At 71.0% G+C, this 21,903-nt stretch carries 19 protein-coding genes; 10 read left to right on the top strand and 9 right to left on the bottom strand.

Going from position 1 to position 21,903, the window contains the following annotated elements; all coding sequences use genetic code 11:
- Positions 1–46: 46 nt before the first annotated feature.
- The 3 genes from BIU99_RS13790 to BIU99_RS13780 all read left to right on the top strand — a co-directional run bounded on the left by BIU99_RS13790 (position 47) and on the right by BIU99_RS13780 (position 2,424).
- The gene (locus tag BIU99_RS13790; RefSeq protein ID WP_071261735.1) at positions 47–604 is read left to right on the top strand and encodes a TetR/AcrR family transcriptional regulator; all 558 of its coding nucleotides are present in this window, start codon (positions 47–49) and stop codon (positions 602–604) included.
- A 125-nt stretch (positions 605–729) separates the two neighbouring features.
- Complete coding sequence (locus tag BIU99_RS13785; protein ID WP_071261734.1) at positions 730–1,356, top strand: MSMEG_1061 family FMN-dependent PPOX-type flavoprotein; 627 nt, start codon at positions 730–732, stop codon at positions 1,354–1,356.
- A 123-nt stretch (positions 1,357–1,479) separates the two neighbouring features.
- On the top strand, positions 1,480–2,424 hold the full coding sequence (locus tag BIU99_RS13780) for a PDR/VanB family oxidoreductase (protein ID WP_071261733.1): 945 nt from the start codon (positions 1,480–1,482) through the stop codon (positions 2,422–2,424).
- A gap of 37 nt (positions 2,425–2,461) precedes the next feature.
- Here the strand turns inward: BIU99_RS13780 and BIU99_RS13775 are convergent, their stop codons facing one another.
- Together BIU99_RS13775 and BIU99_RS13770 are read right to left on the bottom strand one after the other, a co-directional pair.
- Positions 2,462–3,292: a MaoC family dehydratase N-terminal domain-containing protein gene (locus tag BIU99_RS13775; protein WP_217635004.1), complete on the bottom strand. Its 831-nt coding sequence runs from the start codon at positions 3,290–3,292 to the stop codon at positions 2,462–2,464.
- 81 nt (positions 3,293–3,373) lie between these two features.
- A complete protein-coding gene (locus BIU99_RS13770; RefSeq protein WP_071261729.1) occupies positions 3,374–4,648 on the bottom strand; it encodes a CaiB/BaiF CoA-transferase family protein in 1,275 nt (424 codons plus the stop codon).
- A gap of 169 nt (positions 4,649–4,817) precedes the next feature.
- On the opposite strand from BIU99_RS13770, the gene BIU99_RS13765 reads away from it, so the two are divergent.
- The 5 genes from BIU99_RS13765 (at position 4,818) to BIU99_RS13745 (ending at position 10,314) form a co-directional block, all read left to right on the top strand.
- A complete protein-coding gene (locus tag BIU99_RS13765; protein ID WP_064297045.1) occupies positions 4,818–5,828 on the top strand; it encodes an iron ABC transporter permease in 1,011 nt (336 codons plus the stop codon).
- On the top strand, positions 5,825–6,880 hold the full coding sequence (locus tag BIU99_RS13760; protein WP_071261728.1) for an iron chelate uptake ABC transporter family permease subunit: 1,056 nt from the start codon (positions 5,825–5,827) through the stop codon (positions 6,878–6,880). The genes BIU99_RS13765 and BIU99_RS13760 overlap by 4 nt, the downstream gene beginning before the upstream one ends.
- Entirely contained in the window at positions 6,877–7,728 is an 852-nt protein-coding gene (locus BIU99_RS13755) for an ABC transporter ATP-binding protein (RefSeq protein WP_071261727.1), read from the top strand. The genes BIU99_RS13760 and BIU99_RS13755 overlap by 4 nt, the downstream gene beginning before the upstream one ends.
- A gap of 60 nt (positions 7,729–7,788) precedes the next feature.
- Positions 7,789–8,787: an ABC transporter substrate-binding protein gene (locus BIU99_RS13750; protein ID WP_071261726.1), complete on the top strand. Its 999-nt coding sequence runs from the start codon at positions 7,789–7,791 to the stop codon at positions 8,785–8,787.
- Between the two features lie 162 nt (positions 8,788–8,949).
- Complete coding sequence (locus tag BIU99_RS13745) at positions 8,950–10,314, top strand: MFS transporter (RefSeq protein ID WP_083397363.1); 1,365 nt, start codon at positions 8,950–8,952, stop codon at positions 10,312–10,314.
- Positions 10,315–10,467: 153 nt separating this feature from the next.
- Here BIU99_RS13745 and BIU99_RS13740 read toward each other — a convergent pair whose 3' ends face one another.
- From BIU99_RS13740 to BIU99_RS13715, 6 genes are all read right to left on the bottom strand, one after another.
- Positions 10,468–11,256 carry an ABC transporter ATP-binding protein gene (locus tag BIU99_RS13740; RefSeq protein WP_071261725.1) on the bottom strand — a complete coding sequence of 263 codons (789 nt, stop codon included), beginning with the start codon at positions 11,254–11,256 and terminating at the stop codon, positions 10,468–10,470.
- Complete coding sequence (locus BIU99_RS13735; protein ID WP_071261724.1) at positions 11,253–13,112, bottom strand: dipeptide/oligopeptide/nickel ABC transporter permease/ATP-binding protein; 1,860 nt, start codon at positions 13,110–13,112, stop codon at positions 11,253–11,255. Before BIU99_RS13735 ends, BIU99_RS13740 begins: the two co-directional genes overlap by 4 nt.
- Before the next feature lie 4 nt (positions 13,113–13,116).
- Positions 13,117–14,169 carry an ABC transporter permease gene (locus tag BIU99_RS13730; protein WP_079001089.1) on the bottom strand — a complete coding sequence of 351 codons (1,053 nt, stop codon included), beginning with the start codon at positions 14,167–14,169 and terminating at the stop codon, positions 13,117–13,119.
- 2 nt (positions 14,170–14,171) lie between these two features.
- A complete protein-coding gene (locus BIU99_RS13725; RefSeq protein WP_071261723.1) occupies positions 14,172–15,764 on the bottom strand; it encodes an ABC transporter substrate-binding protein in 1,593 nt (530 codons plus the stop codon).
- 106 nt (positions 15,765–15,870) lie between these two features.
- Positions 15,871–17,475 carry a hydantoinase/oxoprolinase N-terminal domain-containing protein gene (locus tag BIU99_RS13720; protein ID WP_071261722.1) on the bottom strand — a complete coding sequence of 535 codons (1,605 nt, stop codon included), beginning with the start codon at positions 17,473–17,475 and terminating at the stop codon, positions 15,871–15,873.
- A complete protein-coding gene (locus BIU99_RS13715; RefSeq protein WP_064296014.1) occupies positions 17,472–18,608 on the bottom strand; it encodes a DUF917 domain-containing protein in 1,137 nt (378 codons plus the stop codon). The genes BIU99_RS13720 and BIU99_RS13715 overlap by 4 nt, the downstream gene beginning before the upstream one ends.
- Positions 18,609–18,681: 73 nt before the next feature.
- On the opposite strand from BIU99_RS13715, the gene BIU99_RS13710 reads away from it, so the two are divergent.
- Positions 18,682–20,181 carry a CdaR family transcriptional regulator gene (locus BIU99_RS13710; RefSeq protein ID WP_064296015.1) on the top strand — a complete coding sequence of 500 codons (1,500 nt, stop codon included), beginning with the start codon at positions 18,682–18,684 and terminating at the stop codon, positions 20,179–20,181.
- Between the two features lie 51 nt (positions 20,182–20,232).
- On the opposite strand, the gene BIU99_RS13705 is transcribed toward BIU99_RS13710, so the two are convergent.
- Positions 20,233–21,081 (bottom strand): alpha/beta fold hydrolase, encoded by an 849-nt coding sequence (locus BIU99_RS13705; protein WP_071261720.1) that lies wholly within the window; start codon positions 21,079–21,081, stop codon positions 20,233–20,235.
- Between the two features lie 156 nt (positions 21,082–21,237).
- On the opposite strand from BIU99_RS13705, the gene BIU99_RS13700 reads away from it, so the two are divergent.
- Positions 21,238–21,885 carry a pyridoxal 5'-phosphate synthase gene (locus BIU99_RS13700; RefSeq protein WP_071261718.1) on the top strand — a complete coding sequence of 216 codons (648 nt, stop codon included), beginning with the start codon at positions 21,238–21,240 and terminating at the stop codon, positions 21,883–21,885.
- Positions 21,886–21,903: the final 18 nt, after the last annotated feature.

Raw genomic sequence — 21,903 nt, 5'->3', positions numbered from 1 at the left:
CCCAGTCGGGTGCTCCGGAGCGACCGTGCGGCGTTACGCTACCGGGATGTCGTCCACGCCCCCGAAGCCGAACCGAGGCCCGAGCGCGGGACCCGAGAACCGCCGAGCGCTCGTCGCCGCGGCGCGTCAGGTGTTCGCCGCTGACGGCTTCAGCGCTCCCCTCAGCGCGGTCGCGAAGCGGGCGGGTGTCGGACAGGGCAGCCTGTACCGGCACTTCCCCGACCGACTCTCCCTCGCCCTCGCGGTGCTCGACGAGAACGTCGGCGAGCTGGAGGAGCACACCGGGCGATCCGATGCGACCCTCGACAGCCTGCTCGACGTCGTGATCGACCAGGCCCTCGTCACCTCGCCCTTCGTCGAGGCGATCCTCGGCGAGGGCGACGACCCCCGCGTGATCGCGCTCGGCACGCGCCTCGACCGCCTCGCGCACGCCCTGCATGCGAAGGAACTGGCTGCACACCGCATCGCCGACCACGTCGAGCCCGACGACATCCTCATGGCGATCTCGATGGTGGGAGCGACCCTCACCCGCATCCCCGATTCACATCGAGCCGACACCGCGGCGCGCGCGAAGGCGATGTTCCGCCGCTCCTTCGGCCGATGAGCCGGGGCGGGATGATGGCTGCGGCTGGGTCGGTGGCACAGGACACCCGCGAACCGTGTGCCGACAGCCCATTGAGGCGTGCATGGGACGACCGTAGGGTCAGAGGGACAGAGAAGGGGTCCGCCATGCAGGCCAGCGCGTTCGCGTCGATCGACGTCGACACCATCCGTCGCTCCCTCGGCGAACCGGATCCCGCGGCGACGGCCAAGATCATGGACGAGCTCGACGAGAACTGCCTCGCCTTCCTCGCCCACTCGCCGTTCTGCACCATCGCGACGTCCGACGCCGACGGCCGGTGCGACAATTCGCCGCGCGGGGACTACCCGGGGTTCGTCCGGGCGCTCGACACCCGCACCCTGGTGATCCCGGAGCGCCTCGGCAACCGCCTGGCCGACTCACTGCAGAACATCGTCCAGAACGGCCACATCGGCATGCTGTGCTTCGTCCCCGGCATGAGCGAGACCCTCCGGATCAACGGCACGGCCACCGTCACCGACGACCCGGCGCTCATGGCGATGCTCGAGCAGGACCACGTGACGCCACAGCTCGCGATCGTCGTGCGTACCGAGGAGGTCTACCTGCACTGCGGGCGGGCACTCCTCCGCGGCGGGCTGTGGGACGCCGAGATGCAGGAGCTCGCGGCCGAGGTGCCGAGCGCGGGCCGGATCTGGGCGAGCATGTCCGGGCTGAGCACCGAGGTCGGCGACGCCATCGACGAGGCGGTCGCCGTCGGGAACCAGAGCCTGTACTGATGGCCGGAAGCAACGGGCCTGCACTGATGGCTGGAAGCAGCAGGGTTTCCTGATGCGCAATCGCGCGGGCATGACCGGTCCGGCTCTCCAGATCGGCGATGCCATCGACACGAGGGATTTCTGATGCGCAACCGCGCGGGCATGACCCCACTCATCGTCCAGGAGATCGTGCGCGAGACGCCGACGATCGTGAGCGTCGTGCTCGCCGATCCGGAGGGCCGCCGCCTCCCGCCCTGGGACCCCGGAGCGCACATCGACCTGCAGCTCATCACCCGCCACGAACGGCAGTACTCCCTCTGCGGTGATCCGGCGGACGAGTTCCGGTATCGGATAGCCGTCCTGCGAGAGGAGCACTCGCGGGGTGCGTCGCACTACATCCACAACTTCCTGAAGGTCGGTCGGAAGGTGTTCATCCGGCCGCCACGGAACCTGTTCCCGCTCTCGGACGCGAAGCGGCACCTGCTGCTCGCAGCCGGCATCGGGATCACACCGCTGCTCTCGATGGCGCGGCGGTTGGCCGCGGGCGACGCCGACTGGACCCTCGTCTACGCGGTGCGCACCCGGGAGGACGTCGCGTTCGCGCCGGAGCTCGAAGCCCTGGGCGACCACGTGCGGATCCATGTCAGCGCACAGAGCGGTCGACTCGACCTGGCCGGCCTCCTCGCGGGCCTCGAGCCGGGCACCGACGTGTCCGCCTGCGGGCCGCGCGGGTTCACGGACACCCTCACGAACCTGGCCGAGACGTTGCCCGCGGACTGCCGGTTGCACCTCGAGCGGTTCGAGCCCAAGCCCCGCTCCTACCTGCCGAACACGGCGTTCACCGTCGAGTGCGCGAGGTCGGAGCGGACCGTCGAGGTTCCCGCCGGGCAGACGATGCTGCAGGCGATGCAGGCCGCGCGGGTCGGTGTCGCCGGGTCGTGCATGCGGGGCGTCTGCGGCTCCTGCGCCGTGCAGGTGGTGGACGGGACGCCGGAGCATCGCGACTCCCTGACGACCGACGACGCGTCGATGATCATGTACCCGTGTGTGTCGAGGTCGCTGACGCCGACGCTCGTGATCGACGCGTAGCCGGGGCGACACTGCGACAGGCTCGGTGCCGGGCGACTCAGGGGCGCCAGGCGGCGTCGGTGGAGGCCAGGACCGTGCCGTCGGCGGCACGCACGACGACCGAGGTGCCCTCCGGGCCGTCCGTCCCCGCGATGCGGAACGCCGTGTCGACGAGCACCGGTGCCTCCGCGCGGAAGCGGACCGACGCGAGCCGACGACCACCGGCGTTCGCCGTGAGGGCGTCGAGCACCAGGATGCGGGTGAGCGGACCGTGCACGAGGAGGTCGTCGAGCCCCTCGACCTCACGCGCCCACTGTCGGTCGTAATGGATGCGGTGCGTGTTGCCCGTCACGGCCGAGAAACGGAACAGCTGGCGGGAGTCGAGCGACCGGGTCACGGTCCAGTCGGCTCCGACATCGGGATCGACGTCCTCGGCGGCCACCTCGGGCGCCGCCGTCCGCGGGGAGGGCACCGCGGGCTGCGCCTCGAGGAACACGTCGTGCCAGGTGCTGCGGACGGCGACCTCGCCGTCGACGAGGTACTCCCGCACGAGGTCGGCGAAGACCAGGCGGCCGGCCCGCCCCTGCTTCTCGACGAGCGAGCCGAGGCTCGTGCGCTGCGTCACCACGTCGCCGTAGCGGAGCGGCGCCAAGAACTCGGTGTCCTCCCCCGCGTACATGCGACGCGGCAGGTCGATGACCGGCAGCACACCGTCCTCCGCGGGTGAGCCGTCCTCGCGGAGCTGCGCGAACGGCGTCTCGAACGGGAAGTGGACGCCCTCCCAGCCGGCGGGGAGCTCCTCGCCGAGGACCGGTTCCGGTGCCGCGGTCGCGAAGGTGCTGCGGTACCAGGAGGCGGGACGGAGATCGAGGTGCTCCGTCCGGTCCACGACTCCCACTCAGATCACCCCGTCGGAGCGCAGCGCGGCGAAGCGCTCGGCAGGCTGCTCCGTCCGGTCCACGAGTCCCACTCAGATCACCCCGTCGGACCGCAGCGCGGCGATACGGTCGGCGTCGTACCCGGCGAGCGCCGTCAGCACGTCGTCCGCGTGCTCGCCCATGTGGTTCGCGGGGCGGTCGGTGGTCGCGGGCGTCGCGCTCAGTTTGATCGGCTGGCCGAAGGAGCGGAGGGTGCCGAAGGAGCCGTAGTCGGTCTCGACGACCATGTCGCGTTCGGCCGTCCCGGGGTCGTCGACGACCTCGCCGATGGTCTTCACGGCGGTGAGCGGGACGACGTCGCCGGCCAGTTCCTCGAGCTCGGCGCGGGTGCGGTCCGCGAACCAGGAGACGACGAGCGGCTTGACGCGACGGGCGTAGACCTCCTCGTCGAAGCGTTTGCGCATGGTGTCGATCTCGGGGTCGGCGATCGCCTCGGGCGTGCCGAACAGCTCGCAGCTCGCCTTCCAGAGCTTGTCGGTGTACGCGCCGAAGAACACCTGACCGTCGGCGCAGGGGAACAGCTCGTAGGGCCGCACCCAGGCGTGTTCGTTGCCGGACGGCGAGGCGACGGTCCCGTCGACGGTGTAGTCGACGACGGCGGTCTCGGTCATCGCGATGATGCTGTCGACCTGGGCGACGTCGACGAGCTGGCCCACGCCGGTGCGCTCGGCGTGCCGCAGCGCGGCGAGGGTGCCGATGACGCCGAACATCGTCGCGGAGAGGTCGCCGATGGTGACGCCGACGCGCACGGGCGGCTGGTCCGCGTAGCCGTTCATGGACCAGAGTCCGCCGGCGGCCTGCGCCGTGTTGTCGAACGCCGGGCGGCGGCTGCGCGAACCCGTCTGTCCGTAGCCGGAGATCGCGGTGTACACGAGCTTCGGGTTGATGGCGGCGAGCGCCTCGTAGGGCAGGCCGAGCTTGGCCATGGTCCCTGGGCGGAAGTTCTCGACGAGGATGTCGGCGCTCGCGACGAGGTCGCGCAGCACCTCCTTGCCGGCGTCGCTCGCGAGGTCGAGCGCCAGACCGAACTTGCCGCGGTTGTACTGGCCGTAGTAGCCGCTGAACTCCTCGTCGCCATCGCGCAGGTAGGGCGGGAAGCCCCGGGAGACGTCGGGGTCGTTCGGGTTCTCGATCTTGATGACGGTCGCGCCGAGGTCGGCGAGCATCGACGCCGCGTAGGGGCCGGCGAGGACACGGGAGAGGTCGAGGACCACGACGCCCTCGAGCGAGCCGGGCGGGACGGCGAGTCGTTCCGTGGCGGCGAGGACCGCTTCGGTGTCGGCTCCGGTCGACGGCTGCTCGGTCATTCGTGTCCTCCTGATCGCTGTACTCCGTACCGGTCAACGGTATCGGGCGGTGGAGGCCTCACCCATGGGTGAACCGCACACCTCCCGCGCCGTTCCATGGATCACCCCTCCTTCGCCCCGGATGACGGACGTGCATCGCGACCGGGATAGGTGAGGCTAGGCTAACTCCATGCGCAGCGCGACCCTCCTCCGATCGAGACGCGCGCTCGCCGTCGGCACGCTGGCCGTGGCGCTCCTCGTCATCGCCCTCGCGAGCCTGATGCTCGGCAGCAACCTCATCAGTCCCGTGGCCGTCCTCACCGCCCTGTTCGACCCCGCCCAGGACACCGGCGCCGTCGTCTGGGGGTCGCGGGTGCCGCGCACGGTGCTCGGCGTCCTCGTCGGCGTCTGTCTCGGCATCGCCGGTGCCGTCATGCAGGGGCAGACCCGCAACCCGCTCGCCGACCCCGGCCTGTTCGGTGTCTCCGCCGGCGCGAGCCTCGCGGTCGTCGTCGGGGTCTACGTGCTCGGCACGAGCTCGGTGATCACGACCCTCTGGCTCGCCCTGCTCGGCGCCACCGTCGCCAGCGTCATCGTGTTCTCCGTCGCCGCGCTCGGCCGCGGACTGTCGAGTCCTGTCCCGCTCGCGATCGCCGGCACCGCCGTCTCGGCCCTGCTCGTCGCCCTGACCTCGTACCTCGTCCTGTCCGACGAGACGACGCTCGCCGCCTATCGCATCTGGGTGGTCGGTTCACTGTCCGGCCGATCGCTCACGGGCGTCGACGCGGCCCTGGTCTTCGCCGGGCTCGGCCTCGTGTTCGCGGTCGCCAACATCCGCTCGCTGAACGCCCTGGCGCTCGGGACCGAGCTGGCGAACGGCCTCGGCGAGAACCTCATCCGCGCACGACTCGTGGGGCTCGCCGCGATCACCCTGCTCACGGCCGCCGCCGTGGCCCTGACCGGCCCGATCGCCTTCGTCGGACTCACCGCCCCGCACATCGCGCGCACCCTCGTGGGCGGGCATCACGGCTGGCTCCTCCCCGCCTCGGGACTCGTCGGTGGGAGCGTGCTGCTCGCGTGCGACGTGATCGGTCGACTCATCGGTGGCACCGCCGAGGTGCCCGTGGGCGTCGTCCTCACCGTCGTGGGCGGCGTCGCGTTCATCGCCATCGTGCGCCGCGGACGGATGGCGGAGCTGTGAGCGCCGTGCGGGAGGGCAGCCGCCTCTTCGGCCGCCTGTGGCGAGGGCGGGTCGTCGGCGTCACGATCGCCTGTCTCGTCGTCGCGCTGGCGTTCGCCCTGCTCGGGATCATCGCCGGTTCGTCGTCCCTGACGATCCCCGACGTGATCACCACCCTGCTCGGTGGTGGGACCGGCGGCCAGGAACTCATCGTGTTCGAGCTCCGCCTCCCCCGGGTCGTCGGCGGCCTCCTCGTCGGTGCATCCCTCGGACTCGCCGGGGCACTGACCCAGACCTTCGCACGCAACCCGCTCGCCACTCCGGACATCCTCGGTGTCACCTCGGGTGCCGCGCTCGGGGCCGTGGCCGCGATCGTCCTGGTCGGCGGCAGCTACTCGGTCGGGGCCGGCGCCCTCAGCCTGGGCTTGCCCGCCATGGCCGCGATCGGCGCCCTCGTCACCTCCGCCGCCGTCTACGCGCTGTCCTGGCGCGGCGGCGTCGACAGCTTCCGACTCATCCTCATCGGCATCGGTGCCACCGCGACCCTCGGTGGCATCACGAGCTACCTCATCGCCCGGGCGCAGATCACCGAGGCGGCAGCGGCGGCACAGTGGCTCGTCGGCAGCCTCTCGGGCATCTCCTGGTCGAGCGTGTGGCCGGTGCTCGTCGCGCTGGTGATCCTGACGCCGATCGCGGTCCTGCAGACGAGCAGCCTCGACATCAGCCAGCTCGGCGACGAGTTGTCGACCGGCCTCGGCGTCGCGGTCCAGCGGCATCGGATCGTCGTCATCGCGTGCGCGGTCCTGCTCGTCGCAGCGGCCGTGTCCGCGGCGGGGCCGATCGAGTTCGTCGCCTTCGTCGCGCCGCAGATCGCCCGCCGCCTGGCCCGCACCGGTCGCCCGCCGCTGCTCGCCTCCGCGCTGCTCGGCGCCGTCATCGTCACGGGCGGCGACGCACTCGTCCGTGGTGTCCTGCCGGGCGAGATCCCGGTGGGCATCATCACCGCGATCGTCGGCGCGCCCTATCTCATCTGGTTGCTGACGCGCCGCAAGGAACGGGAGACCTCCGCATGACCGACCCCGCCACGACCGCATCGCCCGTGCAAGGGCGCCCGACGCCCGCCCTCGAGGCTCGGGGCGTCTCCCTGGCCTACGACCAGACGGTGGTGTTCGAGGGGCTCGACCTCCGCATCGAGACGGGCGAGGTCACGACCCTCATCGGCGCCAACGGCTGCGGCAAGTCGACACTGCTCAAGGCGTTCGGTCGCCTGCTCACCCCGACCGCCGGCACGGTCGAGCTCGACGGTCGCGGCGTGCGGTCGATCCCGACCCGCGAGGTCGCGCGCCGCCTGGCGATCCTGCCGCAGAAGCCCCTGACGCCGTCGGCGACGAGCGTCCGCGACCTCGTCTCGCGAGGGCGCCACCCGCACCAGAGCCTCCTCAAGCCGTGGACGCCCGCCGACACGATCGCCGTCGACGAGGCGCTCGCCGCCACCGGTCTCGAGACCCTCGCCGACCGCGACACGGCCTCCCTGTCGGGCGGGCAGCTGCAGCGCGCCTGGATCGCCCTGGTCCTCGCGCAGCGGGCCCCCACGATCCTGCTCGACGAGCCGACGACCTTCCTCGACCTCAGCCACCAACTCGACGTCCTCCGACTCGTGCGGTCGATCAACCGCGAACGTGGCGCGACGGTCGTCATGGTCCTGCACGACCTCACGCTCGCCGGTCGCTACTCCGACCGCCTCGTCGTCGTCGGCGGCGGCCGGGTCATCGCCGACGGCACCCCCTGGGAGGTCCTCACCCCGGCCGTGCTCCGGGAGGCGTTCGACCTCGACGCGATCGTCATCCCCGACCCGAGCAGCGGTTCGCCACTCATCGTGCCGGTCGACCCCGACGACGCGATCGCCCTCGACGCGGAGTGATCCGGGCGATCGGGCATTCCGATATCGTTTCGTGACTTAGGTTCGGCTACCCTAAGTATCATGACGATCTCTTCACGCCTCCGCCGCGCCGCACTCGTGCTCGTGCCCGCGCTCGCCCTGGTCGGCCTCGCCGGCTGCTCCCCCACCGCCGCCTCCGACGCCGACAGCAGCGGCGCCTGGAGCTACACCGACGACACCGGCACCACGGTCAAGCTCGACGAGCAGCCCAAGCGCATCGCGAGCTTCGCCGACTACGCGCTCGGCCTGCACGGCAACGGCATCGACCCCGTCGCGGTCTTCGGTCGCGTCGACGTCGCCACCGACAAGCGCTTCACGGACTACGACCTCGGCGACACGACCATCGTCGGCAACAGCTACGGCGAGATCGACCTCGAGGCACTCGCCGAGGCGGCACCCGACCTCATCGTGACCGGGATCTACCCGACCGATCGCGACGGCACGCTCGACCTCAAGGGCCCGTACTACGGTGTCGCCGACGTCGAGCAGCAGGAGCAGCTGGAGAAGATCGCTCCGGTCGTCGCCATCAAGGTCGGCGGCAAGGGTGCCGACGTCATCGCCTCGCTCAACAAGCTGTCCGAGGCGCTCGGAGCCGACGAGGACACCATCGCCGCGGCGAAGGAGAAGTACGACGCCGCAGCAGCGGACCTGACCGCCGCAGCGAAGGAGACCGACCTCGAGGTCACGCAGATGTACGCGGACGCGAGCGGCATCTACGTCGTCAAGCCGCAGGACGAGCCGGAGACGGAGCTGTACAGCGAACTCGGCGTGAAGTACACGAACGCGAACCCGGACGGCTACTACTACTGGGACATCTACAGCTGGGAGAACGCCGGCCAGGCGATGACCGGTGACGTCCTGCTCGTCAACGTCGAGGGCTTCCAGCAGAGCGACCTCGAGGCGCAGGCGACCTTCGCCTCGCACCCGGCGCTCGTCGCCGGCCAGATCCACTCCTGGAACACCGCCGCCCTCGACTACACGTCTCAGGCGAAGCAGATGGAGACGCTCGCCGGGATCCTCCGCGAGTCGAAGGCGCTGTAGCGAGCACGGGGTGGGGCGGCCCTCGGGCGCCCCACCCGTGTGCTCCCGACGCACCGGATCGGCTCCGGAGTGTGCCGACCGCACATGGGCCGGGCCTCCAGACGGCCGGTAGCCTCGTCAGGCGTCCCGGCCGTCCGGGTGCGCCCAACACGAAGGAGTGCCATGGCCATCCAGAGCGCGCGCGAGAGCGACCCACGCGGATCCGACACCACCACCGTCGGCCAGAGCGACATCGATCGCGACGGCCTCGACTCCCGGGTGCAGCGTCGCCGCGCCATCCTCGCCAGCTCGGTCGGCACCGTCATCGAGTGGTACGACTTCACCCTCTACGGGCTGGCCTCCGCACTCGTGTTCGCGCCGCTGTTCTTCCCCGGCGCCGGTGACCTCGCCGGCCTGCTCGGCGCGTTCGCCGGCTTCGCGGTCGGCTTCGGTGCCCGCCCGATCGGCGGCCTGATCTTCGCCCATTATGGCGACAAGCTCGGGCGCAAACCGACGCTGCTCATCACGCTCCTCTTCATGGGCGTCGCGACCACGATCATCGGGTTGCTCCCCACCGCCGAGACCATCGGCATCTGGGCACCGATCCTGCTCATCGTGCTGCGGATCTTCCAGGGCATGGGCTCGGGCGCCGAGTTCGCGGGCGCGATCACGATGGCGAGCGAGTCCGCCGACGTGAAGCACCGCGCGTTCGCCGCCTCGTTCCCCGGTGCCTCCGTGTACGTGGGCATGGCGCTCGCGACCACCGTCTTCGCCGTGGTGAGCACGCTGCCGATCGAACAGTTCCAGAGCTGGGGTTGGCGGATCCCGTTCCTCGCGAGCGTCGTCATCGTGGCCTTCGCCCTGTACTTCCGCCTGCGCGTGAAGGAGACGAAGGCGTTCGAGAGCGCCGAGGAGCGCGGTGCCGTCACCTCCGCTCCGCTGGCCGGCGCGATCCGCTCGCACTGGCGCGTGATCATCTGCGGCATGGCGCTGTTCACGTTCGCCCTGCCATGGGTCTACGTCGTGCAGGTGTTCTCGCTGTCGTACGTCACGGGCACGCTGAGTGTGCACCCGACGGAGGCGCTCATCGGCCTCATCGTCGCCGAGGTCCTGACCATCCCGACGGCGCTGCTGTTCGGTCGCCTCGCCGACCGCATCGGTCGCAAGCCCGTCCTCATGGGCGCCGCGATCTTCGGTGTGGTCTACGCGTTCCCGATGTTCCTGCTCTACAACACGGAGCAGTCGACCCTCGTCGCGCTGGGCCTGATCCTCGGCCTCGCCGTCATCCAGGGTGCCACCATCGGCACCTCGGGGGCGCTGCTCGCCGAGATCTTCCCGACCTCGATGCGCTGGAGCGGCATCGCGCTCTCCCGCGAGATCCCGGCCGCCCTCGTCGGCGGGACGGTCCCGCTCGTCGCGACCGCGCTCGTCGCCGCGAGCGGTGGGGCACCGTGGTTGGTGGCGGCGTACCTGCTGGTGCTCAGCGCGATCGGCATCGTCGGGATCGCGTTCCTTCCGGAGACCCTGCCGCGCAAGCAGCGGGACTGACGCGAGCCCCGGCCCCGCCCTTCGACACGCTCAGGAACCGCCCGTCGAAGGGCGACGTCACCCGGGTGCACTTCGACAAGCTCAGTGACCGGGAGAGGTGCACTCAGTGACCGGGAGACGTGCACTCAGTGACCGGGAGCAGGAATCCCTCCGCTACTCCTCGTCCCAGGTCATGCGACGGCCCATCACGGGCACGGAGGCCAGGAGTTCTCGGGTGTAGGCGTCCTCGGGAGCAGCGAGGACGGTGGCCGTGGGGCCCGCCTCGACGACCCGGCCGGCCTGCATGACGCTCACCGCGTCGCACATGTAGTTCACGACGGCGAGGTTGTGGGAGATGAACAGCACCGTGAGTTCGAGCTCGCGCTGCAGCTCGCGCAGCAGGTTGAGGACGACGCCCTGCACCGACACGTCGAGCGCCGAGGTGATCTCGTCGGCGATGAGGACCTCCGGTTCGGCCGCGAGCGCCCGGGCGATCGTGATGCGCTGCCGCTGACCACCCGAGAACGCCGACGGCAGGTCATTCGCCCGGTCCGGGTCGATGTGCACGCGCTCGAGCAGCTCACCCACCCGGGACCGCTGCTCCGAGCGACTCCAGGAGCGCCCCGTCGCCCGGGACCCCTCGGCGATCGACAGTCCGATCGGCATGCGCGGGTCGAGCGCGGAGTACGGGTCCTGGAAGACGAGCTGCACGCGTCGACGCGCACGACGGGCAGCGGACGAGCGCCCCACGATGTCGGCGCCGTTCAGTCGGATGCCGCCGGCGCTCGGGATGACGAGGCCGACGGCGGCCGCGGCGACCGTCGACTTGCCCGAGCCCGACTCCCCCACGAGCCCGTGGGACGTGCCCGGTCGGACCGTGAGGTCGAAGCCGTCGACCGCGGTGTGCGCGGACACGCCGTGGCCGTAGCGGACCGTGAGGCCGGAGAACTCGAGACCGGTCATGCGCGCTGTCCTTCGATGGTGATGGGCCCTTCGACAACCGGATCCTGAGCTTGTCGAAGGGCAGGGACCAGGGGGTCCTCCTCGTCGATCTCGTCGATCGCACCGATGACCGGGAGCGGCATGGTGCGGTCGGAGGTCATGTCGGGGACGCAGGCGATGAGCCCACGGGTGTACGGATGCCGCGCCTCGTGGAGGCGGTCGGCATCGAGCGATTCGACGATGCGGCCGTCCTTCATGACGAGGATGCGGTCGCAGAACCCGCTGACGAGGGCGATGTCGTGCGAGATGAGCAGGATCGCAGCGCCCGTCTGCTCCTGCGCCTCGTGGAGGACCCGGAGGACCTGACGCTGCACCGTCACGTCGAGCGCCGTCGTGGGCTCGTCGGCGATGAGCAGCTTCGGGCGGCCCATGAGTCCCATGCCGATCATGGCCCGCTGGCGCATGCCGCCGGACAGCTCGTGCGGGAACTGCTTCAGGCGCTTGGCCGGAAGCGGGATCCGCACCGACTCGAGTGCGGCCTCGGCACGCTTCGTGGACTCGGCCGTCGACAGCCCCTCGTGGACCTCGACGGTCTCGCGGAGCTGCTTCCCGATCGTGAGCGAGGGGTTGAGCGAGGTGAGCGGGTCCTGGAAGACCATGGCCAGCTCGAGACCGAGGCGGCTGCGCTCGGCCTTCGTGAGCGGAGCGGTCATGTCGATCCCGCGGAAGCTCAGCTCCGAGGCCTGTACCGAGGAGTCCGGCCCGAGGAGGGCGGCGATCGCCATCGCGCTCACCGACTTGCCCGATCCGGACTCGCCGACGACACCGACGACCTCTCCGGGCATGATCGTGAGGCTGATGCCGTGGACGCGCTCGACGAGTCGGCCGTCACGGTCCGGGAAGGCGACGCGGAGGTCGCGCACCTGCACGACGGGCTCCTGGTCGGCCGGGGTCGCAGCCGCAGCCGAGGCGGTCGCGGGAGCCGCGGTGCGACGTCGCGCCGGCGCAGGCAGGCCGAGCAGCCGCTTCGAGGACTCGTTCCAGAGCTCGCCGAGCTGCGTGAAGATGACGCCGCACACGACGAGCGCGATACCGGGACCGATCGCCGCCATCGGGTTGCCGTAGATGCGGGCGATCCCGAGGCCGAGGAGACGCCCCCAGTCGTACTCGGGCGCCTGGACCCCGAGACCGAGGAAGGACAGGCCGGCGAAAGCGAGCAGCGTGCCGGAGGCGGAGACCGCTGCGTTCACGAGCATCGGCGGGAGCATGTTCGGCATGACGTGCCGGACGAGCACCTCCGCCTGCCCGACACCCGCGATCCGCGCGGCCTTCACGTAGTCGCGACCGATGAGCGACGACGCGAGCGTGTAGGTGAGGCGGGCGAAGGTCGGCACGCCGGCGAACCCGACGGCGAGCATCGCGCCGGTGGCGCTCGCGCCCCAGATCACCGAGAAGAACAGCGCCATGAGGAGCCACGGGAACGACAGCAGGATGTCGATGAGGGCGGTGACGAGTCGGCGGAGCGGTCGAGGCAGGACCGTCGCGACGGCCCCGAGCACGACGCCGCCGACGACCGAGATCGCCGTGGCGCCGAGGGTCAGGAGCACGGACACCCGCGTAGCGACCATGACCCGGGCGAAGACGTCCCGGCCGAGCTCGTCGGTGCCGAAGGGGTGGGCCAGGCTCGCACCGGCGAGGCGGTCGGCCACGGACGTCGTGTCGGCGGCGGACCCCCAGACGGTCGGGCCGACGACCGCGACCACGATGATCAGGAGCGCGCCGATCGCGCCGGTGAGGCCGCGCGGGGTGCGGAGGCGGTCGAGCACCGGCGATCGGCGTGAGGGTGTGGGACTGGAGGTGGTCGGACGGATGCTCATGAGCTCAGCCCTCCGTGATCGAGGAGCGCGGATCGATCGTCGCGAGCGCGATGTCGATGAGGAGGTTGAGACCGAGGACGAGGATCGCGTACACGAGCACGATGCCTTGGATCATCGGGTAGTCCTTCGAGGTGATCGACGAGACGATGCTCGTCCCGAGACCGGGGATGGCGAAGACCGTCTCGATGAGCACGGTGCCGGCGACCATACCCGTGAGGATGATGCCGCCGATCGTGAGCGTGGACGTCACCATGTTCGGCAGCGCGTGCCGGAGGTAGACGAGGTGTGTCGGGAGGCGCTTGCTCCGTGCCGTGGTCATGTACGGCATCTCGAGGACGGCCAGCATCTCCACGTGCACGATGCGGGCCAGGTAGGCCATCGGGCCGACCGCGAGGGCCACCACCGGCAGGATCGCCTGGTCGAAGCCTCCCCAGCCGGCGGCCGGGAGCACCTTGAGCCCGATGCTGAACACGGCGATGAGACCGACGGCGAGCAGGAGGCTCGGGATGGCGATCAGCACGCCGAGCAGACCCGAGACGCCGAGGTCGGCGAGTCGGCGGCGGCCGGTGCGCGAGGACACCGCGGTCGCGACGCCGATGGGGAAGGCGCCGATCGCCGCGAGGAGGAAGGACGCGACCGCGAGGGTGAGCGTCACCGGGAAGCGCTGCGCGATCGTGTCGGCGACCGGCCGCTGCGACCCGATCGCCGTGCCGAAGTCGCCGCGGAACAGTCCGCTGACGTAGTTGACGAACTGCTCCGGCACCGGCACGTTCAAGCCGAGGTCGGCGCGCGTCCGCTCGACGAGTTCCGGCGTCGCACTGTTCCCGAGCGCAGCCCGCACCGGGTCGCCCGGCACGAGCTGCACGATCAGGAACGTCGCGACGATGACGATGGCGAGGGAGACGAGCACCCGGCCGAGTCGTCGGAGGATGAAGGACGTCCGCGGGGAGAGTCCGCCGAGGACGCCACGACCCCCTCGACGCGCGACCGCCGGGCCGCCGGGGCCCGTGGCCGGGTCGGTGGCCTGCCCGGTGGTCACGGTCGAGGGGATCGCCATGATCAGCCGACCATCCGGATGCTCGTCGGGCGGATGAAGTTCGGCCGCTCGACCTCGGCGCCGTTCAGGTACATGAAGTCCTGCGCGTCGGCGATCGGGAACACGTCCGTCCGCTCGATGAGCTTCGCCTCGGCCTGCTGCCAGAGGTCGCAGGTCTCCTCGGGGCTGGCCGTCTTGGCCTGCTCGGCGAGCGCGTCGTACTCCGGGTTGTCGACGAACATGAAGTTGTTGCCGCCCTTGTCCGGGGTCTCGCCACCGAAGAAGGTGTTCACGATGACCGGTCCGCCCGGAGCGATCTGCACGAAGCCGGTGTCCCAGTCGAAGGTCGAGAACAGCTGCTCGGACCAGGCGTTCGCGTCGTTGCCCGAGAGCTCCGTCGTGACGCCCAGCTCGTCCCAGGTCTGCTGCACGAGCTCGGCCGCTGCCGCGTGGCTCGGGGTGGCCGCGTCGTAGATGAACTTGATCGTCAGCGGCTCACCGTCCTTCGACCGCTTGCCATCCGAACCGAGCTTCCAGCCCGCCTCATCGAGCAGCTCGCCGGACTTCTCGACGTCCGTCTCGGGGAGCGTCCACTGCGGGCCGTCGGCGACGCAGAGGTAGGGGCTCTTCACGACGAGCGACTTCGATTCCTCGGCGGTGCCGTCGGTGACGACCTCGCCGACCTGCTCGCGGTCGATCGCGGTGACGAGGGCCTCACGGACGAGCGGGTCGGAGGTGGGACGCTCGGGACGCTCGTTGAAGAGCATCTCGCCGATCGGGTTTCGCACGCCCTCGCTGCCGAGACCGGCCGCCTCGACGCGGTCCTGGTCGGCGCCGCCGATGCTCGCGGCGTTCACGTCACCGGAGAGCAGCAGGTTCGCGGCGGTCCCGGGGTCGGTGACGACGCGGACCTCGAAGGTGTCCGGCAGGCCCTTGGTGTCGCTCGTGACGTCCTCGGGACCCCAGGTGTAGTCGTCGCGCTTCGTGAAGGTGTAGCTGGAACCCGGGGTCGCCTTGTCGAGGGTGAAGAGGCCGGTGCCGTTCATCGTCTCGACGAGGGAGTCGGGGTCGTCGAGGCCGGCCTGGCAGACCATCTCGACGGTGCCGGTGTTGGCGAGGATGAACGGGTCGGGCGTCGAGCTCGTGACGGTGAGCTGGTTGCCGTCGGCGGTCGCGGTCATCCGCTCGGAGACCTGCGCGCCGTAGTAGAAGGTCGCGTTGGCCGGGTCGGCGTTGTAGGTGATGTTCGCCGCGGCGGTCTCCGCGGTGAACGGGGTGCCGTCCGCGCAGGTGATGCCGTCCTTGAGCGTGTAGGTGATGGAGGTGGAGCTCGCGTCCTCCTCCCAGCTCTCGGCCAGCCAGGGCAGGAGCTCGCCGTCGGCGTTGACGTACACGAGCGACTCGTAGTGGAAGCTGATGATCTCGCGGGCCTCGAGGCTGATGCCCGTCATGGGGACGAGGCTGCCGGGGTCGCCGCTCATCGCGGTGACGAAGGTGCCGCCGGAGACGTACTCGCCGGAGGGATCGGAGGATTGCGAGGAGGTGCACGCGGTGAGGGCCACCGCGGTGAGGGCCGCGGTGGCGAGGGCCGCCGCGGCTTTCCGCTTGCTGTTCATGCTGGATCCTTCGTACTCGGGTGGCCGTGGTGCGCGGGTGGCCGGATCAGATGGGGTGAGGTGCCGTGCTGGTGCTGGTGGAGAGCTGTGCTGGTGCTGGGGTGGGTCAGATGCGCTGTCGGGTCGCCGTTCCGATGCGGGCGAGCGGACCCGCCGCCTTCACGGAGACCTTCAGGGTGGGACGGGTGGCGTACGAGACGGGGGTCTCGAGCACGTCGACGATCTCGACCGAGCGCGGGTCTGCGCCGGCCTGGATCGCCTTCTCGATCGCGGAGCGTCCTGCCTCCTCGATGGCGGCTGCGCGGTCGGCGAAGTCGCAGAGCTGATCTGAGCGCCCACCGGCGAGCGCGATGGCCGCGCCCACGGCGTTGGCGACGTTGCCGCGCGCCGGGCGCAGGACCTCGCTCGCGCCGAGGACGGCGTCCGGGACGAGGAATCCTCCGCCGCCGACGACGACGAGCGGGAGGCCGGTGCGGCCGAGCGACATGCGCTCGACGGCGGACTCGATGCGTTCGTGGGCGACGCCGAGCGCGTGCTCGAGTGCTTGGCGGGTCGCGCGGTCGAGGGGCGGCAGCTCGCGGTCGGCGATGCCGAACTGGAGCGAGGCCGCGTCGGTGAGGGTCGGGGTGGTGCCGCCGAACAGCAGCGCCTCCTCGGTGAGCCGGTAGCCGACCGAGTCGTGCCGCGGGACACCGGTCGCGGTGTCGACGATCGTGCCGCCGCCGAGGCCGACGCTCAGGATGTCGGGCATGCGGAAGTTCGTCCGGACGCCACCGACCTCGCGGGGCAGGGTCGACTCGCGGGGGAACCGGTCGACGAGTACGCCGAGGTCGCTCGTCGTGCCGCCGACGTCGATGATGATCGCGTTGTCGGCACCGGAGAGGAACGCGGCACCGCGGATGGAGTTCGCCGGCCCGGAGCCGATCGTGAGCACCGGGTAGCGCGCCGCGTACTCGACGGCCATGAGCGTGCCGTCGTTCTGGGCGAAATAGGTGGTCGCGTCGAGTCGCTCCTCGGCGACGACGGTCGTGAGCGCGTTCGTGACGTCGCGGGCGACGGCATAGAGGGACGCGTTCAGGACGGTCGCGTTCTCGCGCTCCAACAGGCCGAGCGCGCCGATCTCGTGGCTCAGCGACACCGGGATGTCGACCCCGACGTGGTCCTGGACGAGCGCCTCGACCTCGAGCTCCTGTTCGGGGAACGAGGGGCTGAAGATCCCGCAGACGGCGACGGCGTCGAAGGTGCCGGCCAGGGCGTCGAGCTCCCGACGGATGAGGTCGCGGTCGAGCGGGGCGATCGGGTAGCCGTCGACGAGGTGGCCGCCGCCGGCGAGGATGCTCCCCGCGAGGACGACGTCGCGCAGCTCCCGCGGCCAGCCGGCGAGCGGCGGGAGCGAGGTGGCGGCGGGCGAGCCGAGCCGGATGACGACGACGCGTCCGAGGTCGCGTCGGTTGACGATCGCGTTCGTCGCGTGGGTGGTGCCGAGCATGACGCGGGTGACGAGGCCGCGCTCGTCACCGAGCTGGTCGAGGACCTCGGCGAGCGCCGCCCGGATGCCGCCGGTGACGTCGCGGGTGGTGGGCTGCTTCGTCCACGAGACGACCTCGCCCGTGCCCGAGAGCGCGACGGCGTCGGTGTTGGTCCCGCCGACGTCGATGCCGATCGCGAGTTCACCCGAGGTGTCGGTGACGGTGTTGGTGCCGGCGCTCATCGGGTCGCTCCAATGGTCTCGTCGGCGCTCACGCCGAACGGCTCGTAGTCGAGGTCGTAGCCGAACGCGCGCGGGCCGGCGAGTTCGAGGCCGCGCTCGGTGCGCCACAGTGGGTCGCACGCCCAGGCGAGGACGCTCACCCGTTGTCCGAAGCGCAGCATCTCGGTGGAGATCGCGTCGCCCGTCTCGGAGTCGACGATCGTGACGAGGTCGGGGACGCTGACGATGACCGCTCCGTCCTCCATCACGACGAGGTTCTCGTTCTGGATCTCCACGCGGGTGAGGCGACCGCGGTGCTCGCCGATCCCCTCGACCGTGACGGAGCCGCGGGTGAACCCGCCCTCGGTGCGGCGCTCGATGTCGACGACCTTGCCGCCGGTGATGAGGGATGCGCCGAGTTCGTCCGTGAGTGCGCCGACGGGGTCGGTGGCGGTGAGGAGCCGTCGCCCGACCTGCACGGCGCGACTGACGCTGCCCTCGATGACCGCGCCGCGGACGGTGTCGCGGTCCATGACGTAGTTGGCGCCGATCGAGATCGCTCCGCTGGCCACGGTGAGGGCGCGGGCGTGGCGCTCGAGCCAGGCGAGGCTGACCGGCCGCAGGATCGAGACGTTGCCGATCACATCGCTGAGGACCGCGTACCCGGGCGGGAGGTTCGCGACGTTCATCGCGGTCATCGGCGCCTCCGGGAATGCGCGCCCCATGCCGTCGGCGTCGAGGATGCTGAGGCCGAGGCTCGCGGCCCAGCCGACGGGCCCGACGCCGTTGCTGCCGCCGATCTCCGTCGCCATGATCGTGGTGATGCGCTTGCCCGTGAGTCGCTCGATCTCCTCGACGATGATCTCGGCCTGGCCGCTCGCGCCGAGCATCTCGAAGCCCACCGAAGGGGCACCGATGCCGGACATGGCGACGACCACGTCGTCCGCGTCGAGGTCGGCGACCTGTTTGACGGGGACCGGACCGAACCGCTCCAGGGCGATCTCGACGCCGAGCTGCGGGGTCTGCACCGCGCCGCCGCCTCCGGTGCCGAAGATGGCGCATCCTGCGGCGAGCGCCGGCACGTCGGCCAAGGTGATGCTGGTGATCGGCGTGGCCGACGCTGCGGAGCGTGCAGCGGGGTGGTTCGTTGACATGTACCGAGCGTAGGCAGGGTGGGGAATCACGACAATGTTCCCGTAGCCCACACAATCGGGGCAGAATGTGCTCATGGCCCAAGTCACCGTTGCGGACGTCATCCTCCAAGCCGAGCATCTCGGCGCCCGTTGCGTCGCCGGTGCCCCCGCGGGCGTGCCGGTCACCGGCGTCGAGATCCTCGCGCTCGATGAGTTGAACGACGCGACCGAGCACTCCATCGCCATCGTGACAACCCCCGACGGTGCCGTCCCGAGGCCGTACCAGGTCGACATCGCCATCCGCCGGGCCATCGCCGCGGGCTGCGCCGGCCTCGTGTTCGTCGGTGCGTTCCCGGTCGCCGAGACCTCCCGGGCTCTCGCGGACCGCGGTGGTCTGCCGGTGATCATGAGCGAGGGCATCGCCTCCGACCTCGCCGTGCTCATGGACCGCACCATCCGCGGCGGGGCCGAGGAGGCGATGTCGCGCGCCGAGTTCGCGATCCAGCGGGTGATCAGCGCGTCCGCGGCCGAAGCCGAACAGGCGTCGGGTGTCGGCGTGCGGGAGGCGATCCTCGAGGTCGCCAGCACGACGCTCGGGGTGCCGGTCACGCTCGTCGAGGATGCGAGTGCCAGCTGGCTCGAACCCGACGCGGTGTGCATCGGTGAGATCCCGATCGGCCGGGTCCACGCCGAGCGCGACGACCCGGCGGCAGCGATCGCCCTCCCGGTCATCGCCTCCGTCCTCTCGCGCGCCCTGCAACGGGAGCTGCACGGCCGGTTCGGTTCGGTGCGCTCGCGGGCGGAGCTCATCATCGAGCTGATCTTCGCCGAGTCGTCCCGCATCGACGGCTTCGCGATGGACGCGGTCCGCGCCGGGCTGCCGTTGCAGCTGTCGCACGCGGTGGCGTGGCTGACCCCGAAGCACGCGAGCGATCCCGACCGCAGGGCGCCCACCGTCCTCGCACCGTCCGTCGAGCTCTTCGCGCTGCAACTCGTCGACCAGCGCGAGGAGCAGTGGCACCTCGCGATGCGGCGCGACGAGATCGTCGTCATCGCATCGGAGGAGCTCGGCGCACCCGACCACCAGCGGCGCCTGCGCGACGTGATGGAGCGGATCGTCGCGCACGCCGCGACGATCGCAGGGCCGGAGTGGACGTTCACCGTCGGGCTCGGGACGCCGCAGAGCGGGGCGGCGGGGCTCCGGCAGTCGGCGACCGAGGCGCGGGTCGCTGCGGAGGCCGCCATCGCGGGTGGTCGCTTCGGCACCATGGAGGCGACGGACGTCACCGGGCTGCGGCGGGTGCTCCTCGACTTCTACGCTTCACCGCTCAGCCGGACGCTCCTCGACGACATCCTCTCGCCACTCGACGCCCTCGGACCGGAGCGGGCCACGATCTCGGTGCGGACGCTCCTCGCGTACCTCAGCCATCGGAACTCGCTGGCGCGTGCCGGGGCGGAACTGAACCTGCATCCGAACGCGGTGAACTACCGCATCCGGCGCATCGAGCAGTCGCTCGAACTCGACCTCGCCGACCCCGACGTCCGCTTCGCCGCGGAACTCGCCTGCCGGGTGCGCCTCATCGGCATGCCGTGAGGTGAGGCGAATCGTCGTTCTCGGGCGTCCAGTGCGACGAATCGCCTCATCTCAGCCCTGCGACGCCGCGCTCCTCGCCACCCGGACGATGCCGGCGGCGAGCGTCGGCCAGAGCTCGGCGGGGATGAGATGCCCCATGCCGGGGAGGACGTGGAGCTCGGCCGCCGGCATCGCCTGAGCGATGTCCACGGCGGAGGACCAGTGCAGGACGTTGTCCTCGCGACCGTGGAGCACGAGGGTCGGCACGGCCACGTCGCGCAGTCGTTCGAGCCGCTCCGGCGCACGCAGGAGCGCCGCCCACTGCCGGCTGAAGCCCTCTGGCGCGTAGCCACGATCGTAGGCCTCACCTGTCGCCCACACCTCCCAGGCGGTGTCCGGCTGGTAGCGCGCGCCGGGCACGGGTGCGGCGAGCTCCGCCATCGCGGCGACGGACTCCTCGCGGGTGTACCGCACCGGCTCGACGAGCAGCTCGGGCCGCTCACCGTGCAGGATGTAGCGCGGGTCCTGGCCGGGGATCGTGGACAGCAGGCCGAGGCTCAGCACGCGCTCCGGGTGGTCGAGCGCGACCATCTGCGCCATCATGCCGCCCATCGAGTGCCCGACGAGGTGCGCCTGCTCGACCCCGAGATGGTCGAGCACCCGCAGGACGTCGTCGCCCATGTCGCCGAGCGAGTACCCGCCGTCGAGGTCGGTCTCGCCGCCGAACCGCTGCGAGAAGCCGACGTCGCGGTTGTCGAACCGCACGACCCGGAAGCCCTCGTCCACGAGCATTCTCCGGAACGGATCGCGCCAGGTCAGCAGCTGCGCGCCACCGCCGGCGATGAGCACGATCACCGGGTGGGCGGGGTCGCCCTCCACCTCGTAGTAGATCGAGACGTCGTCGGTGTCGGTGTACGGCATGCGGTACTCACTCTCTCGGAGGTGCGCCCTGGCGGGCGGTTCGAGGCTAGCCCGCGGCCTGTCCGGGCACCATGTGCCCGGACACCACGGTTCCGGAGGAGACTGTGCCGACGCCCCAGTCGTCGGTACCGAGGGCAACGCGGGTAGGCTCGCGACATGAGCGCCGAACCCCTCTCCGGAGACGACACCCTGCAGCTGCCCGAGTTCGAGACCCCGCCCGCCGAGCCCATGCTGCTCGCTCAGCAGTGGCTCGCCGCAGCGATCGAGCGGGACGTCAGCGAACCCCGGTCGATGACCCTCGCGACCGGCACCTCGGTGGGCGTCGTGAGCGCGCGCACCGTCGATGTGAAGACCCTCGACGATCGCGGCCTGATCTTCGGCTCCTCGACCGAGAGCCGGAAGGGCGGGCAGCTCGCCGAGAACCCGAGCGCCGCCCTTCAGGTGTACTGGCGCGAGACGATGCAGCAGCTCCGCTTCGAGGGCCGCGTCGAGCAGCTGAGCGACGAGGAGTCCGACGCGCTGTTCGCCGACCGCTCGCCCAAGTCACGAGCGGCGACGGCGGTCGCCCACCAGTCGACGCCGTTCCGCGACGGCCCGGAGGAGACCCTCGACGCCCTCATCGCGCGGGCCGACGAGCTGCTCGAGCGCGAGGGCGACGACGTCCCCCGCCCGGCCACCTGGGTCGGATTCCGGCTCGTCCCCGACATGGTCGAGTTCTGGCACGCCAGCCGCGACCGCATGCACCGGCGCCTCCGCTACCTCGCGGCCGACGGCGGCTGGATCGTGGACCGCCTGCAGCCGTAGCGGAGAGGCGACCACCGG

This window comes from Plantibacter sp. MMLR14_011 (genome assembly GCF_001865025.1).
GTDB lineage: Bacteria > Actinomycetota > Actinomycetes > Actinomycetales > Microbacteriaceae > Plantibacter > Plantibacter flavus_A.
Note: the sequence above shows the minus strand (reverse complement) of the source record. Positions and strands in the feature narration are given on the sequence as shown.